Annotated in this window: 15 protein-coding genes; 13 read left to right on the plus strand and 2 right to left on the minus strand. The window is 63.7% G+C overall.

Going from position 1 to position 14,942, the window contains the following annotated elements:
• The first annotated feature begins 255 nt into the window (after positions 1-255).
• The 13 genes from fliF to fliR all read left to right on the plus strand — a co-directional run bounded on the left by fliF (position 256) and on the right by fliR (position 11,374).
• Complete coding sequence (fliF, locus tag PSV33_RS18680; protein ID WP_300564092.1) at positions 256-1,935, plus strand: flagellar basal-body MS-ring/collar protein FliF; 1,680 nt, start codon at positions 256-258, stop codon at positions 1,933-1,935.
• On the plus strand, positions 1,928-2,923 hold the full coding sequence (fliG, locus tag PSV33_RS18685) for a flagellar motor switch protein FliG (RefSeq protein ID WP_300564094.1): 996 nt from the start codon (positions 1,928-1,930) through the stop codon (positions 2,921-2,923). The genes fliF and fliG overlap by 8 nt, the downstream gene beginning before the upstream one ends.
• Positions 2,916-3,689, plus strand: coding sequence for a flagellar assembly protein FliH (locus PSV33_RS18690; protein ID WP_300564096.1), 774 nt, complete (start codon positions 2,916-2,918; stop codon positions 3,687-3,689). The genes fliG and PSV33_RS18690 overlap by 8 nt, the downstream gene beginning before the upstream one ends.
• The gene (fliI, locus tag PSV33_RS18695; protein ID WP_300564098.1) at positions 3,682-5,097 is read left to right on the plus strand and encodes a flagellar protein export ATPase FliI; all 1,416 of its coding nucleotides are present in this window, start codon (positions 3,682-3,684) and stop codon (positions 5,095-5,097) included. Before PSV33_RS18690 ends, fliI begins: the two co-directional genes overlap by 8 nt.
• 46 nt (positions 5,098-5,143) lie before the next feature.
• On the plus strand, positions 5,144-5,599 hold the full coding sequence (fliJ, locus tag PSV33_RS18700) for a flagellar export protein FliJ (protein ID WP_300564100.1): 456 nt from the start codon (positions 5,144-5,146) through the stop codon (positions 5,597-5,599).
• Between the two features lie 17 nt (positions 5,600-5,616).
• Positions 5,617-6,975 (plus strand): flagellar hook-length control protein FliK, encoded by a 1,359-nt coding sequence (locus tag PSV33_RS18705; protein ID WP_300564101.1) that lies wholly within the window; start codon positions 5,617-5,619, stop codon positions 6,973-6,975.
• Positions 6,976-7,097: 122 nt separating this feature from the next.
• Complete coding sequence (gene fliL / locus PSV33_RS18710; protein ID WP_300564103.1) at positions 7,098-7,571, plus strand: flagellar basal body-associated protein FliL; 474 nt, start codon at positions 7,098-7,100, stop codon at positions 7,569-7,571.
• Positions 7,572-7,592: 21 nt separating this feature from the next.
• The gene (gene fliM / locus PSV33_RS18715) at positions 7,593-8,597 is read left to right on the plus strand and encodes a flagellar motor switch protein FliM (protein ID WP_300564104.1); all 1,005 of its coding nucleotides are present in this window, start codon (positions 7,593-7,595) and stop codon (positions 8,595-8,597) included.
• On the plus strand, positions 8,590-9,051 hold the full coding sequence (fliN, locus tag PSV33_RS18720) for a flagellar motor switch protein FliN (RefSeq protein ID WP_300564106.1): 462 nt from the start codon (positions 8,590-8,592) through the stop codon (positions 9,049-9,051). The genes fliM and fliN overlap by 8 nt, the downstream gene beginning before the upstream one ends.
• Positions 9,048-9,524, plus strand: coding sequence for a flagellar biosynthetic protein FliO (fliO, locus tag PSV33_RS18725; RefSeq protein WP_300564108.1), 477 nt, complete (start codon positions 9,048-9,050; stop codon positions 9,522-9,524). The genes fliN and fliO overlap by 4 nt, the downstream gene beginning before the upstream one ends.
• Positions 9,525-9,592: 68 nt before the next feature.
• Entirely contained in the window at positions 9,593-10,297 is a 705-nt protein-coding gene (gene fliP / locus PSV33_RS18730; RefSeq protein WP_300564122.1) for a flagellar type III secretion system pore protein FliP, read from the plus strand.
• A 13-nt stretch (positions 10,298-10,310) separates the two neighbouring features.
• Positions 10,311-10,580, plus strand: a complete 270-nt coding sequence (gene fliQ / locus PSV33_RS18735) for a flagellar biosynthesis protein FliQ (protein ID WP_096699905.1) — start codon at positions 10,311-10,313, stop codon at positions 10,578-10,580.
• Positions 10,580-11,374: a flagellar biosynthetic protein FliR gene (gene fliR / locus PSV33_RS18740; RefSeq protein WP_300564110.1), complete on the plus strand. Its 795-nt coding sequence runs from the start codon at positions 10,580-10,582 to the stop codon at positions 11,372-11,374. The genes fliQ and fliR overlap by 1 nt, the downstream gene beginning before the upstream one ends.
• A gap of 65 nt (positions 11,375-11,439) precedes the next feature.
• On the opposite strand, the gene flgL is transcribed toward fliR, so the two are convergent.
• Positions 11,440-12,657, minus strand: a complete 1,218-nt coding sequence (flgL, locus tag PSV33_RS18745; protein ID WP_300564112.1) for a flagellar hook-associated protein FlgL — start codon at positions 12,655-12,657, stop codon at positions 11,440-11,442.
• A gap of 26 nt (positions 12,658-12,683) precedes the next feature.
• The gene (gene flgK, locus PSV33_RS18750) at positions 12,684-14,675 is read right to left on the minus strand and encodes a flagellar hook-associated protein FlgK (RefSeq protein ID WP_300564114.1); all 1,992 of its coding nucleotides are present in this window, start codon (positions 14,673-14,675) and stop codon (positions 12,684-12,686) included.
• Positions 14,676-14,942 lie beyond the last annotated feature (267 nt).

The following is a 14,942-nucleotide window of genomic DNA, read 5'->3' on the forward strand; positions in this document are numbered from 1 at the left end:
CTATTCGGCTGATCGGGAAAGAAACCACGCTCTGACAATCATTCACGAACACCGGCTGCCCCTTCACTGCACCGGCCAGCCGGTCCTTCGCCTTATGCCTTATCTATCAATCACTGTCGTATGTCACCTGTCGTCTCTGTCCTGTCGCCGATCTGCAGCCTCAGCAGGCACCCGGACTACCGCACGCTCACCGGCCCGCACCCCCTCCGCGCCGCGGCGCGGCGCTAAGCGGGTGAGCGCATGAGTTCCGCCGCCATGGGTACTGAAGCAGGCCTGCCCAAAGCCCTGCCCTGGCTGGAGCAGCTGAGAGCCAATCCCCGTCTGCCAATAATGATTGGCGCCTCTGCCGCGGTGGCGGCGGTGGCGGCCCTTTTGCTGTGGAGCCGTGCCCCGGACTACGGAGTGCTGTACAGCAACCTGTCGGATCGCGACGGTGGTGCCATCATCGCGTCGCTGCAGCAGATGAACATTCCCTACAAGTTCGCCGAAGGCGGCGGGGCATTGCTGGTCGCTGCCAACAAGGTTCCAGAAGCCCGCCTGCGGCTGGCTTCCCAGGGCCTGCCCAAAGGCGGCACGGTGGGGTTCGAGCTGATGGACAGCCAGAAGTTCGGCACCAGCCAGTTTGCCGAACAGATCAATTACCAGCGCGCCCTTGAAGGAGAACTCGCGCGGTCAATCAATTCGATTTCGGCCGTGGAGTCGGCACGCGTGCACCTGGCGCTGCCCAAACCCTCGCTCTTCGTGCGCGACCAGAAAAAGCCGAGTGCGTCCGTGGTTCTGAGCCTGCATCGCGGACGGACCATCGACGAGGGACAGGTCAGCGCCATTGTCCATCTGATCTCCAGCAGCGTGCCCGAGCTGTCGGCCAAAAGCATCACCGTGGTGGACCAGGCGGGCAACCTGCTGTCTGCGGCGAACGCCGGCACACGCGGCCTTGATGTCAGCCAGCTCAAATATGCGCAGGAGATCGAGCAGGGCTACATCCGTCGCATCGAAGCCATTTTGCAACCCATCGTCGGTAGCGGCAATGTCCGCGCGCAGGTGGCGGCGGATATCGACTTCTCGATTGTCGAGAACACCGACGAGAAGTACCGCCCCAATCAGGAACCCGGCAGCGCTGCGGTGCGAAGCCAGCAGTCCAGCGAGTCCGGCCAGCAAGGCGCGGGCGCAGTGGGCGGCGTGCCGGGCGCGCTGAGCAATCAGCCCGGACCGGACCCGGTGGCCCCCATCACTGCGCCCGGCAAGCCACCGGCCGCAGCCGGCGCAGGTCAGCTCAAAATGACCACGGAACTGGGCGCCGTGATGGGCGCGCCGGCGCGCACCACTGGCCCGGCCAGCAACCGCAAGGACACCACCATCAACTACGAGCTGGACCGCTCCATTCGCCATGTGCAGCAAGGTGCAGGTGGCATCAAGCGGCTGTCGGTGGCCGTGGTGGTCAATTACCGCGGAGCGACGGGCGCCCAGGGCAAGCGCACTGCACAGGCGCTGACGGCCGCCGAGCTGGAGCAGATCAAGAACCTGGCCAGCCAGGCCATGGGCTTCAGCGCCGAGCGCGGCGACTCGCTCAATGTGGTCAACAGCCCGTTCGCCTCGGACAGCACTGATACACCTGAACTGCCTGTGTGGCGCCAGCCCGACAACATCGAGATGGCCAAGACCGGCGGCAAGTACCTGTTGCTGGGAATACTGGCCCTGTACCTGTGGTTTGCCGTGCTGCGGCCGCTGCTGCGCAAACATCTGTATCCGGAACCGGTCCAGGCAGCAGCGCCCGGCAAGGAAGAGGCCCCCTCCGCAGAGACTGTGGCGCAATCGCAGGAACGGCAGGCCGAACGCCATCTGGAGAACATCCGGTACGCGCAGGAAACAGCCGCCAAGGAGCCGAGGGCTGTTGCCATGCTGATCAAACACTGGATGGGCGAAAAAAATGTTTGACGAAGGAACACGTAAAAGCGCCATCCTGTTGATGACGCTCGGCGAGGAAGCTGCCGGCAAGGTGCTGCAGCAGATGTCCCCCAACGAAGTCCAGGCCCTCGGTGAGGCCATGGCCACCCTGGCGCATGTCAAACGCACCGAGGTCAATGACGTATTGGACGAGTTTCGCCTCGAAACCGAACAATACTCGGCGCTCCACCTGGATTCAGGCACCTATCTGCGGGCCGTGCTGAACAAGGCCATGGGCAATGATCGTGCCGCAGACCTCCTGGAAGGCATCCTGCAGTCGAATGAATCGGTCAGCGGCATCGAGCGGCTGAACCAGCTGGAAGCCACCGAAGTGGTCGAGCTGATTCGCGACGAGCACCCGCAGATCATCGCCACGCTGCTGGTCCACATGGATCGCAACAAGGCCGCCGACGTGCTGGAACACCTGCCCGAGCGCGCACGCCACGACGCCGTTTTGCGCGTGGCCACCTTTGGCGGCGTGCAGCCCGCAGCGCTCAAGGAACTGACCGAGGTGCTGACCGACATGCTGGGCGGAGACGGCGGCAAGCGCAGCCGTCTCGGCGGCATCCGCGCCGCCGCCGAAATTGTCAACATGATGAGCAGCGCTCAGGAAGAAAGCGTGATCAAGCATGTTCGCGAGCATGACGAAGCGCTGGCGCAAAAGATGATCGACGAAATGTTCCTCTTCGAGAACCTGCTGGAGCTCGAAGACCGCAGCGTCCAGCTGTTGCTCAAGGAAGTGGAGTCGGAATCGCTGATCATTGCGCTCAAGGGCGCACCTCAGGAACTGCGCGACAAGTTCCTGAAGAACATGTCGCAGCGCGCTGCCGAAATGCTGCGCGAGGACATCGAGATGCGCGGTCCGGTGCGGGTGTCACAGGTCGAAGCCGAACAAAAAGGCATTCTGCAGATCGTGCGCCGCCTGGCCGACGCTGGGGAAATAGTGCTCGGCGGTCAAGGAAACGACTCTTATGTATGAGCAGACCCCACTCGCCAAGCGTTCCGGCACCGACCGATTCGCCTCAGGCTTCGCCGCGCCCGCCGTGCGTCGACCCGGCGCAGCGAAGGAGCAGATGACCGCCTGGGAACGCTGGGAAATGACATCCCTCGCGCAGGACATGGTGCCAATTTCCGCGGAACCCGGACCGGCCTGCGTCGTCGAGCCGCTCAAGCCGGAACTGCTGATCGATGAAAACGAACTGGCCCGCCTGCGGCTTCAGGCGCAGCAGGCCGGTGAAGAGGAAGGGCGTCAGCAGGGATATGCGCAGGGGCAGGCCGAGGGCCATGCCGCCGCGATGGCTTCCGTCCATGAACAGGCCGACCACCTGCGGGCATTGTCCCTGGCACTTCCCGCCGCCTTGCGCCTTGCCGAGCGCGAGGTCGCCGGACAGCTGCTGGCGCTGGCGATGGACATTGCACGCCAGGTGCTGGGCCAGGCCTTGGCACTGGACCCGCAGGCCATTTTGCAGACGGTTCGTGAATTGCTGCAGGCCGAGCCCACCCTGACCGGTTCACCCCAGCTGGTTCTGCACCCGGATGACGCGGCGCTGGTGCAGGAACATCTCGCGGACGATCTGCAGACAGCGGGATGGCGAATCCGTGCGGACGCGGGTACCCAGCGCGGCGGCTGCCGGGTGCTGGCGGCCAGCGGCGAGCGGGACGCTACGCTGCAAAGCCGCTGGGACCGCGTTACCGCGGCGCTGGGACCCCACATGACCGCCACCGCCGCGCTGGTCCATGGTTGAAACACCCAACGTCATCACCAGGCCGCCGCTGGAGGCCTGGCAGACCTTGATGGACGACGCGCGCTCTTCTGTCGCACACAGCGTTCCGGTACGCACCTATGGCCGGCTGACACGCGCCGTGGGGCTGGTCCTTGAAGCAGTCGGGCTGCGGCTTCCCGTCGGCAGCGACTGCCTGATTGAATTGCCTCCCGGCTACCCTCAAAAACACGCCGAGGCTGAAGTGGTCGGCTTCGCTGGCGACCGCATTTTCCTGATGCCCCAAAGCGAGGTGGACGGGCTGCTGCCGGGAGCCCGGGTGTACGCGCTGGAGTCGCCCGGGGGCCATGCCAGTGGCACCGGGCCACGAACCAAACGCCTGCCGGTGGGCGACGGCATGCTGGGCCGCGTGGTGGACGCAGCTGGCCGGCCTCTGGACGGGCTGGGTCCGCTCGATTTTTCCCGGGAAGTACCGCTGGCGGCCCCTCCCATCAACCCTCTGACCCGTGCGCCGATTGACAGCGTGCTTGATGTCGGAGTGCGCGCCATCAACGGCTTGCTGACCGTCGGCCGCGGTCAGCGCATGGGCCTGTTCGCAGGCTCCGGCGTCGGCAAGAGTGTGCTGCTGGGCATGATGGCGCGTTACACCAGCGCCGACGTGATTGTGGTTGGCCTGATTGGCGAACGCGGCCGCGAAGTCAAGGACTTCATTGAAAACACGCTGGGCAAGGAAGGCATGGCCCGCGCCGTGCTGGTGGCGGCACCGGCCGATACCTCGCCCCTCTTTCGCCTGCAGGGCGCCGCCTACGCGACCTGTCTGGCGGAGTATTTTCGAGACCAGGGGAAAAATGTCCTGCTGATCATGGACTCGTTGACCCGCTACGCGATGGCCCAGAGGGAGATCGCGCTGGCCGTCGGCGAACCGCCGGCCACCAAAGGGTACCCGCCCTCGGTGTTTGCCAAGCTGCCCGCCCTGGTGGAACGCGCGGGCAATGGTGCTCGCGATGCCGAGGGTCGGGGCGGCTCCATCACCGCGTTCTACACGGTGCTGACCGAAGGCGACGACCAGCAGGATCCGATTGCGGACTCGGCGCGCGCCATCCTGGACGGCCACGTGGTGCTGTCGCGCAGCCTCGCCGAATCCGGCCATTACCCGGCCATCGACATCGAAGCGTCCATCAGCCGCACCATGACCGCGCTGATCGAGCCCGCGCAATTCCAGGTCATTCGCGGTTTCAAGCAGGCCCTGTCGCGTTATCAGCGCAACCGCGATCTGATCAGCGTGGGAGCCTATGCGCCCGGCCACGACACCCAGCTGGACCAGGCCATTGCCCTGTACCCAAAAATTGAGGCTTTCCTGCAGCAAACGATGGAAGAACGCGTCGACTACGCGGCCGCCACCGCGCAGCTCAACAGCCTGTTCCAGTCCTGACCCTGACGCAATCACCGCAACCCCTCGAACCACCAGGAGAAACGCCGTGCCCAACAAGCTTCCTCTCGCGACACTGATCGAACTGGCGCAAAACAAGACCGACGAGGCGACTCGCCGGCTCGGCCAGTTGCAGAACGCCCACACCAGCGCTGCCGGGAAACTGGAAATGTTGCTGCAGTACCGGCAGGAATACCTGGTCCAGCTGCAGCAGCAGATGCTGGCCGGCTTGTCATCGTCCCATGTGCGCAATTTCCAGAACTTCATCAGCACGCTGGATGGCGCCATCGAGCAGCAGCGCGCCCTGACCGACCAGGCCGACACGCGGCTGGTGCACGGACGCGGGGACTGGCAAAACAACAAGCGCCGCCTCAACTCCTTCGACACGCTGGCCAATCGGGTGCGCCAGCAGGAAATGGTCAGGCTCGGCAAGAAAGAGCAACGAGACAGTGACGAACGCACTTCCCGGCAGTTCTACCTGCGCGCAGGCACCGTGGCCGACTGAATTCACCCGAGAAAAACATGTCTTCCATTCTTTCATCCGTCAGCGTGCCCCGCCCGCCCGACAGTCAGCCTTCCCAGTCGTCCACACGCAGCGAGGAGCCCGCCTCGAACGGCGCCGAAAGTTTCGGCGCCGTACTTTCCCGCTCACTCGCACCCGCCGGCGATGGCGTCGGCAAGGCGGAGGGCAAGGCTGCCACCGCCGCGGCGACCCGGCGTCCACCGGAAGACCATAAGCCGGATCCGGAGGAGCTGGTCAATGCCATGGCGCTGCCTTTGGTCCCGCCGGGAGACCTGCCGCCCAGGACGGTGGCCGCAGCCGTTGCGGCGTCCCGCACTGGCGCCATCGCGGGCGCTGCCAGCCCTGCGCTGACGGGTCTGCCTGCAGGGGAAGCCCTCGCGGCAGACTTGGCCGGCGAACCGATCACCACGCCTGCAACCGCCGACCCTGCGGAGGAGGCCGAACCGCGACTGGCACTGTCAAGCGGGCTGACACCCGAACTGGCGGCGGCCAGCCAGAAGGACAAAGGGCTGACCGCCCTGCCCGGTCGACCGCAAGCCACGGACGCCAGCCCGGCCGCAGCAACGGCTGCGGCGGTTATCCCGGCTTCATCCACCGACGCGGACAGCGGCACGGCCGGTCAGTCGCCACAGCACCGCAGCCTAGCCGACGAACTGTCACAGGTTCCCGCCGAAACAACGGCCGCCAGCGGTCCTGAACGCGACGCCACACCCGCCAGCGTCAAGCCGCTCCCTTCGACGACGATGGCGCCCGATGCCTTGCCTGCAGGCACTGGCACCAGCGCCATCGGTCAGGCAGCCGTCGCCGACATGCCCGCCGCCAGCGTCACCGTGGCCATCAGTCCTGCCGGCGTTGCAGCGCCAGCACCCGCCGGGCTGCTTGCCCCCACCCCGACGCCTGCGGCCATGACGCGAGCGCTCGCCCCCGAGGTCGGCAGCGGCGAATGGGGCAAGGCCCTGGGTCAGCAGATGATCCACATGGGCAAGGGCGGTGAACAGGTGGCAGAGCTCCAGCTCAATCCTCCGGGGCTCGGTCCCCTGAAGGTCACACTGAGCATGAACGACCAACAGGTCCAGGCCATGTTTGTATCGGCCCATTCATCGGTGCGTGCCGCCGTGGAGGCCGCATTGCCGCAATTGCGTAGCACCCTGGCTGATAGCGGGATCAGCCTTGGCAACACGTCGGTCAACTCCGGGAGCCAGCAGCAAGCAGCCTTCGCGGAGGGACAGAACGGGCAGTCTGGCCAACCCGGCTACCGGGGGGAGCGTACACCCGATAACCTGACACCCGTGGTCAGGCAAGCGATGGAAGCTTCGCGGCCACCAGGCAGAGGAATCAGCGTAGACACCTACGCTTGAGGAGCACCATGAGACGCGTGTCCGGCAAATGCCGGATCTGACGCGTTTTACCCCTGCTTATCCCACGATGCCGCGCGCCGGTTTTCGAAAACAATCGATTCTCAAACCCCAACAGCAAAGTCATGGCCACCAGCACTCCCCCCGCGAAGCTCCCCAAGTCGCGCAAGCGCCTCGTCCTGCTGATTGTTCTGGTCACGCTGGTCACCCTGGCGGCGGCTGGCGCAGCCTTTTATCTGGCCAGCAAGCGCAAGGAAGCCGCGCCCGTCGCAACGGCGCCCGTCGATCCGATTTTCATCGCTCTGGAGCCCATGACCGTCAACCTCCAGCCCAACGGCCGCAGCCGATTCCTGCATGTGGCCGTCACGTTGAAGGTTCCGGACGTCAAGTCGCAGGCCCTGGTCACCCAATACCTGCCGGAAGTGCGCAGCCGGCTTCTCACGGCCCTGTCCAACCGCGCGGGCGAGTCGCTGGTCACCCCGGAAGAAAGAGCCCAGCTGGCCGCCGACATCATGACGACGCTCAACCAGCCCTTCGTGGCCAATTTGCCGTCGCTGAGGATATCCAGTGTGATGTTCACGACTTTCATGTTGCAGTAACCCGCTCAATGAAATTCACCCATGGCTTATGACCAGCAGCTGTCCCAGGACGAAGTAGATGCGCTGCTGCAGGGTGTCACCGGTGACACCGACGCAGTCAGTGCGCCGCCACCTCCTCAGGAAGGTCCGCCGACCTACAACCTCGGCACCGACGATCGCATCGTGCGCAGCCGCATGCACACGCTGGAGGTCATCAACGACCGTTTCGCCCGGCACCTGCGCAGTGCGCTGCTGACCTTCATGCGGCGCAGCGCCGACATTTCGGTCGGCGCGGTGCAGATCCAGAAGTACGGCGACTTCATCCGCCACCTGCCGGTTCCGGCCAATATCAACCTCATGCACATGAAGCCGTTGCGCGGCACGGCCTTGTTCGTGTTTGACCCCAAGCTGGTTTTCCTTGTGGTGGACAACCTGTTCGGCAGCGACGGCCGTTACCACGTCCGGATCGAGGGCCGCGACTTCACCCAGACCGAACAACGCATCATCAAGCGGCTGCTCAACCTCACGCTGGAAAGTTACGGCAGCGCGTGGCAGCCGGTCTATCCGCTCGCCTTTGAATATGTGCGTTCCGAGATGCACGCCAAACTGGCCAATATCGTGGCGCCCAACGAAGTGGTGATCAACACGACCTTCCAGATCGAGTTCGGACCCATCGGCGGCGCGCTCAATGTCTGCATTCCGTATTCCATGATCGAGCCGATCCGGGATCTGTTGTCCAACCCGTTGCAGGACGAAATCGAAGTTGACAAACGCTGGGTCAGGCAGCTGTCGCAGCAGGTACAAAGCGCCGACGTCGAGCTCAGGGCGCATTTCCTGAGCATGCAATCGAGCATCGGCCAGCTGCTCAGGCTGCAGGTCGGCGACGTGCTGCCTGTCGAGATTCCGGAAACCATCATCGGCAAGGTCAACGGCGTGCCTGTCATGGAGTGCGGCTACGGCACCTCCAACAACCACTATGCCTTGCGCGTGGAAAAAATGATCCACCACCAAGACAGCGACTCCAGCAAGGGAAAAGACCATGAGTGAAGACAGCAAGCAAGAGCCAGCGGCCGAACTGGACGACTGGGGCAGCGCACTTGCCGAGCAGGCGCTCGCCTCGGCAGCAGACACAGCACCGGCCCCGGTCCCGCCACCCCCGGCACCCGCACCATCGTCCACACCGGCCGGCGAGCGGGTTTTCCAGCCGATCCAGGGCAACGCGGGTTTCGACATCGCCAAAGGCGACATCGACAGGGTGCTCGACGTTCCTGTCCAGCTGACAGCCGAACTGGGACGCACGCGCATCACCATCAAGAGCCTGCTGCAGCTGTCGCAGGGGTCGGTGGTCGAACTCGACGGTCTGGCGGGTCAGCCGATGGATGTCTTCATCAACGGCTACCTGATTGCCCAGGGAGAGGTGGTGGTGGTCAACGACAAGTTTGGCATTCGTCTGACCGACATCATCACGCCGTCAGAACGTATGCAGAAACTGAACCGATGAGGCGGGCGGACCTTCGTGCGCTGGCGGCCGCCGCGCTGGCCAGCCTCAGCTTTTCAGCTGGTGCAGTATTGCCGACCGTTCCCACGGCGGCGGCAGAACCCGTACGATCCTTCGGTGCCGCCGGGCTGCTGCAGGCGGGCCTGGGCCTGGCCGTGGTGCTGGCCCTCATCTTTCTCTGTGCCTGGGCCGCGCGGCGCTTTGGCCTGCAGCAGGCCGGCGGTGGCCGCCTGCTGAAGGTGGTGTCCAGCGCCATGGTGGGGCAGCGCGAGCGGGTCGTGGTGGTGGAGATCGGCGGATCGTGGCTGGTGCTTGGCGTCGCCGCGGGTCAGGTCAGTGCGCTGCACACCATGCCAGCGCAAAAGCTGTCCGAATTCGATGCGGCGCCGACCCACCGTGCCCTGGCAGGCGCAAGTGCATTTTCACAAAGGCTGGCGGAATCCCTCACCAAGCTCGGAAAGCGGGACGGACAGTGACCCGTCCTGTCTACCTGGGAAGCCGCGCGGTGTTGCCGCTCCTTCTGCCCTTTCTGCTGTTGGCGCTGATGCTCCTGCCGGCCCTGGCCGGTGCCCAGGGTCTGCCGGGCATCACCAGCTCGCGCGGACCCGGCGGCAGCCAGACCTGGTCGCTCAGCGTGCAGACGCTGGTGCTGCTGACCTCCCTGTCTTTCCTGCCGGCGCTGCTGCTGTCCATGACCAGCTTCACCCGGATTCTCATTGTGCTCGGCCTGCTGCGCACGGCCATCGGCACACAATCCTCACCGCCCAACCAGGTGCTGGTCGGGCTCTCGCTGTTCCTGACCTTTTTTGTCATGTCGCCCGTCTTCGACAAAGTCCACAGCACGGCCTACAAGCCTTTCTCCGAAAACAGGATCAGTGCAGAACAGGCCCTGGAGCGCGGCGTCGAGCCGTTCAAGCAGTTCATGCTCAAGCAGACCCGCGAGGCTGATCTGGCGCTGTTTGCCAGGCTGGCCAATATCGAGAAACTGGAAGGCCCGGAGCAGGTCACCTTGCGAATTCTCCTGCCGGCTTTTGTAATCAGCGAGCTCAAGACCGCCTTCCAGATCGGCTTCACGATCTTCATTCCTTTCCTCATCGTCGACCTTGTGGTGGCCAGCGTGTTGATGTCCATGGGCATGATGATGGTGCCGCCCGCCACGATTTCGCTCCCGTTCAAATTGATGCTGTTCGTTCTGGTGGACGGCTGGCAGCTGCTGATCGGGGCGTTGGCGCAGAGCTTCTACACCTAGGGATGGACTGGACATGACGCCCGAATCAGTCATGGCGCTCGGCTACGAGGCCATGAAGCTCTCTCTCCTGCTGGGCGCGCCGCTGTTGCTGGTGGCCCTGGTCACCGGTCTGCTGATCAGCCTGTTCCAGGCCGCGACACAGATCAATGAAATGACGCTGTCTTTCATTCCCAAGCTGCTGGCCGTGTTTGCCACCTTGGTGATTGCGGGTCCGTGGATGCTCAACAGTGTGCTGGACTACATGCGCAACCTGTTTTCATCCATCCCGCAGCTCGTCGGCTGATGCCCCCTGTTTTCTCGGTCACCTCCGACCAGCTCAATCTCTGGATGGTGGCCTTTCTCTGGCCTTTTGTGCGCATGCTGGCGCTTGTCAGCACCGCACCCATCTTCAGCGAACGCGCTGTTCCGCGCGCCGCCAAGGTCGGCCTCTCCGCCCTGCTGGCCATCGTTGTTGCGCCCACGCTGGGCGCCATGCCGGCAGTCCCGCTGGTGTCTGCCGCCGGCTTCTGGATCCTGATCCAGCAAGTACTCATTGGCGCGGCAATGGGCTTTTCCATGCGCCTGGTGTTTGCTGCGGTGCAGGCGGCCGGTGAATACGTGGGCCTGCAGATGGGCCTGTCTTTTGCGTCATTTTTCGATCCCACCAGCGGCGGCAACACCATGGTCATCGCACGCCTGCTCAACGTGATGGCCATGCTGATTTTTCTCGCGGTGGACGGCCATTTGATGGTGGTCATGACACTGGCCGAGAGCTTCCAGGCCCTGCCGGTGGCCGACGCCCCACTGGCCGCCGGCGGCTGGTTCCAGCTGGTGGCAGCGGGCGGCGAGATCTTCTCGGGTGGCCTCATGCTGGCGCTGCCTCTCATCGCCACGCTGTTGACCCTGAACCTGGCCATGGGCATTTTGAACCGGGTCTCACCGCAGTTCAGCATCTTTGCCGTTGGCTTTCCCATTACACTGCTGGCCGGCATGGCCATGCTGCAGTTGCTGATGCAGTACCTGGCGCCTTTTCTGGAACCGCGGTTTGCATCAGGTTTTACGACCACGCTGGATTTTTTACACGGTTTGAGGCCCTAGCCCAATACCCACGTGCGCAGATAGCTATTAAATCAATAGCGTATTGGGCGGATCCGCAATGAAGCCTACAGGTAATTGAACAGCGCGATCTGCTGGATTCTGACAAAGGTCTGCTGGCTGGCCTTCAGTGCGGTCTCACGCTGGTAGAACTCGGAAATGGCGCTCGCATAGTCAAGGTCCTGCAGGTCGGACAGGTAACTCTTGTCATAAAGGGCACGACTGTCGCCGGCGCTTCCCAACGCGTCCAGCTCCTGCAGGCGCGTGCCGACCGAAGCACGCACCGTCAGGACGTTGTCGTGCGCATTGGTGATCTTCCTGTTGCCGGTGCTCAACGCGTTCAACAGCTTGGCCTGTGCGGCCGGACCGGCGTTGTCCACCGGCGCCCGCAGTGCGGCGATCACATCGCCGATCGCTGCAAACATGTCCGTACCCGCATTTTTGGCGGTGGCGACACTGAAGCTGTCGCCGGCGGCCGGCGCACCGCTGATGCTGATCTGCAGGCCGCCGAATTGAATGGGACTGTCGGCCGTGAAAGCAGTGGCTGGCACCACAGCCACGGGCGGCACCTCCGCCGTATCGACCTGGTAGGTGGTGGCCGTCGGAAAACTGATCACGAAATCCTTGCCGTAGTTGGGATCGGCCAGATCCACCACCGACGCGGGGCCGAACACGCCGCTGCCCGTGTTGCCGACGGGTGACGCGCTGACGTAGCCTGCCCCGCCCTGCACGGTCTGAAAAATGCTGCGGCCGTCGTCCGTGCCCGCCATCCGCCGGGACACGTCCACCTGCATCAGGCGCTGGCCCTGGTCGCCGGCATAGAGAACACTGCCGTCGGACTGCCGCACAAACGGCGCGCTGGCACTCTTGAAACCGGCAAAGAGGAACTGCCCGGTACCGTCATCGGTGTTCGCCAGTCCCTGCAACTGGTCAAAGCTGCTTTGCAGCGTGGTGGCGATGGTGGCCCGATCGGCGTCGGTTCGGGTGCCGTTGCCGGCCTCAACCAGCAGGCCCTTGATGGTCTGCAGCACCGTGGTGACACTTTGCAGGGTGTTTTCCTCCAGCGACAGAGTCTGCGTGGCCTGCCCGCGGCTGGTCGCATACTGTGAATTCAGGGCGATGGACTGCGATACGGCCAGCGCTCGGGTAGCGCCAAGCGGGTCATCGGACGGCGCCAGGATTTTGGTCATGGCGCCAATCTGCTGCTGGACCCGCAGCAGGCTGCTCTGCTGCGCGCCCATGGTGGTCTGGCTTTGTTCGTAAAAAGACTGGGTGCTGATACGCATCATGAACTCCTGGTGGCGGGTGACGCCTAGTGGCTGATGCCCAGGACCGCATCAAACATCGTTGACGCCGTCTGGATCACTTTGGCATTGGCTTGGTACATCTGCTGGAACATCAGCAGGTTGGCGGTTTCCTCGTCCTGGTTCACGCCCGACACCGACTGCTGGGCAGACCGGATCTGGGTGGTCAGACTGGTCTGGGCGGTACCGGCGATCTGGATCTGCCGGGCCTTGTTGCCGACGCTGCTGACCATTTGCGCATACGCGTCGTTAAAGGTAGCCGATCCATTGCCCATGGTTTTCTTGTTCTGCAATGCGCCCAGCAACAGGGCATTGCTGCCATCGGAAACGCCACCGTTGTTTTTTTCAACGGTGAACCGGTCGCCGTTTGACGGCGTACCGCTGATGGTGAGGGTGATGCCATTGAAGCTCATGGTCGCCCCCTGCGAATACGTGACGGGTGCGCCCGCGGCGTAGGGGCTGGCAGGGTCAGGCACGCCGTTGGCTGGCGTCACCGTGACGGCCGCCCCGGCTGGAAAACCCGACAACTGGTTGGTGACGCTGTTGTACGTCAGCGTTACCGTGGCCGCTAACGGCGTCGCCAGGTAGGCCGCGTCGACTTTGCCGGCGCTGATGGCGCCGCTGCCCTGGTTGCCGGCCGTGTTGCCGGTCACGATGGGCGAAGCCGCGGCGATTTTCGCCGGATCGGACATCAGTACCGCCAAGTCGCGTGCACCGGTACGGGTGGGTTGGATCAGGAAGGAGTCGCCCGGTGCGCCGGCGCCACTGGCCAGGGTCAGGGTGACGCCGTCGAAGGTGGTGGTGTCCGCAGGCGCTGCACCGGGAAAACCAGCTGTCAGGGGAATGTTCTGGTTGTCCGACAGCCGCGTCAGGGTGTAGGCGGGGCCGGCGGACACGTCAAGTCGGTAGTCGCTCGTGGTCAACTGGTTGCTGTCGGAAAAAGACGGCGTCAGCACCAAATTGCCTGTGTTCTTGCTGTTCACCAGCACAGCCGGGCTTGCCTGCGAAAAGAAGTCAGATCCCAGGACACCGTTCAGATCAGTACCGAGGTTCTGCTGGGCATTGAAAGTATCGGCCAATGCGATCGCCATGCGGCCCAGCGCGTTTTGCGCCGGTGCCAGCGTTTCGCTGCGAAATTGCAGCAGCCCGCCGAGCGAACCGCCCCCGCCGAGTGTGCTGTCCTGCAGTTGAACGGCATTGCCGCCTGCGTTGACCACCGCGACAACCGATCGGGTGGGGTCGCCCGATGAAGCCACCGCAGCCAGCCTGGTGGCCTTGTCGCCCAGCACCAGGGTCTGCCCGTTGCCGACAAAGATGTTGTACTGGCCGCCGTCCTGAACCACCAGTTTGGTACCAATCAGCTGCCCCAATTCATTGACCAGCTGGTCCCGTTGATCCAGCAGGTCATTGGGAGCCTGTCCGCCGGTGGCATTGCTGAGCATGGCGACCTGCTTGTTCAGGCTGGCGATCTGCTCGGCGTAGGTGTTGATCTGATCGACACTACCGGCAATCTGGTCATTGACACTGCCGTTGAGGCCGGTCAGGTACTGATCCATGGACCGGAACTGGTTGGCCGTGGCTTGCGCGGAACTGATCAGCTGCTGCCGGGCCGCCGGATCGGCCGGTGTGTTGGCCACTGCTTGAATGTTGGTGAAGAGCGACTGCAGCTGGGGCGCCAGGCCCGCTTTCTGGTTAGCCAGCAAATTGTCGATCTGGCTGATCTGCGTGAAATACGTCGTCAGCGACTGGTTCAGGGATTGCGCCTGGTTAAGCTGTGACACAAGGTACTGGTCATAGCTGCGTGTCACGTCACCCACCTTGACCCCGCTGCCGAAAAACCCGACGCCCGGGTTGTAAATACCGTTACTCGAGGCAAGCTGCGCAGCCTGGCGGCTGTAGCCGGGGGTATTGACGTTGGCGGTATTGTGGCCGGTGGTCACCAATGCAGCCTGGGCGGCATTGAGGCCACTCAGACCGGTATAAAACATGCTATTCGACATTTAGGCTGGCCTTTCAAGGCGACGACAATGACCCGGTGGCGTTTTTCGACCGCCTCTGTGAGAGATAACGACATTTCCCCCGAAAACTTGAGCAAGAAGCAGCCAGCCGCGCACAGAAAACTTCAGCCTCAACGCTCCAGGGACTCATGAACTAGAAAGTCTCCCAGTCACCCCCGGCCGTGGCCAGTTCCCTGGTCGGCGCCGCAGGCCTGCGCGGTGCGGCAATGGCGCGTTTTGCGGGGGGCGGCTGCATGGGTGCGCTCTGGT

Origin of the sequence: Polaromonas sp. (assembly GCF_029945895.1) — a bacterium.
Classification (GTDB): Bacteria; Pseudomonadota; Gammaproteobacteria; order Burkholderiales; family Burkholderiaceae_C; genus Polaromonas.

What these genes read in the sequence shown, in the direction of transcription:
- fliF (WP_300564092.1), top strand. Translation starts at nt 256, where the DNA reads ATGGGTACTGAAGCAGGCCTGCCCAAAGCCCTGCCCTGGCTGGAGCAG.
- fliG (WP_300564094.1), top strand. Translation starts at nt 1,928, where the DNA reads ATGTTTGACGAAGGAACACGTAAAAGCGCCATCCTGTTGATGACGCTC.
- PSV33_RS18690 (WP_300564096.1), top strand. Translation starts at nt 2,916, where the DNA reads ATGTATGAGCAGACCCCACTCGCCAAGCGTTCCGGCACCGACCGATTC.
- fliI (WP_300564098.1), top strand. Translation starts at nt 3,682, where the DNA reads ATGGTTGAAACACCCAACGTCATCACCAGGCCGCCGCTGGAGGCCTGG.
- PSV33_RS18705 (WP_300564101.1), top strand. Translation starts at nt 5,617, where the DNA reads ATGTCTTCCATTCTTTCATCCGTCAGCGTGCCCCGCCCGCCCGACAGT.
- fliL (WP_300564103.1), top strand. Translation starts at nt 7,098, where the DNA reads ATGGCCACCAGCACTCCCCCCGCGAAGCTCCCCAAGTCGCGCAAGCGC.
- fliM (WP_300564104.1), top strand. Translation starts at nt 7,593, where the DNA reads ATGGCTTATGACCAGCAGCTGTCCCAGGACGAAGTAGATGCGCTGCTG.
- fliN (WP_300564106.1), top strand. Translation starts at nt 8,590, where the DNA reads ATGAGTGAAGACAGCAAGCAAGAGCCAGCGGCCGAACTGGACGACTGG.
- fliO (WP_300564108.1), top strand. Translation starts at nt 9,048, where the DNA reads ATGAGGCGGGCGGACCTTCGTGCGCTGGCGGCCGCCGCGCTGGCCAGC.
- fliP (WP_300564122.1), top strand. Translation starts at nt 9,593, where the DNA reads ATGCTCCTGCCGGCCCTGGCCGGTGCCCAGGGTCTGCCGGGCATCACC.
- fliQ (WP_096699905.1), top strand. Translation starts at nt 10,311, where the DNA reads ATGACGCCCGAATCAGTCATGGCGCTCGGCTACGAGGCCATGAAGCTC.
- fliR (WP_300564110.1), top strand. Translation starts at nt 10,580, where the DNA reads ATGCCCCCTGTTTTCTCGGTCACCTCCGACCAGCTCAATCTCTGGATG.
- flgL (WP_300564112.1), bottom strand. Translation starts at nt 12,657, where the DNA reads ATGCGTATCAGCACCCAGTCTTTTTACGAACAAAGCCAGACCACCATG.
- flgK (WP_300564114.1), bottom strand. Translation starts at nt 14,675, where the DNA reads ATGTCGAATAGCATGTTTTATACCGGTCTGAGTGGCCTCAATGCCGCC.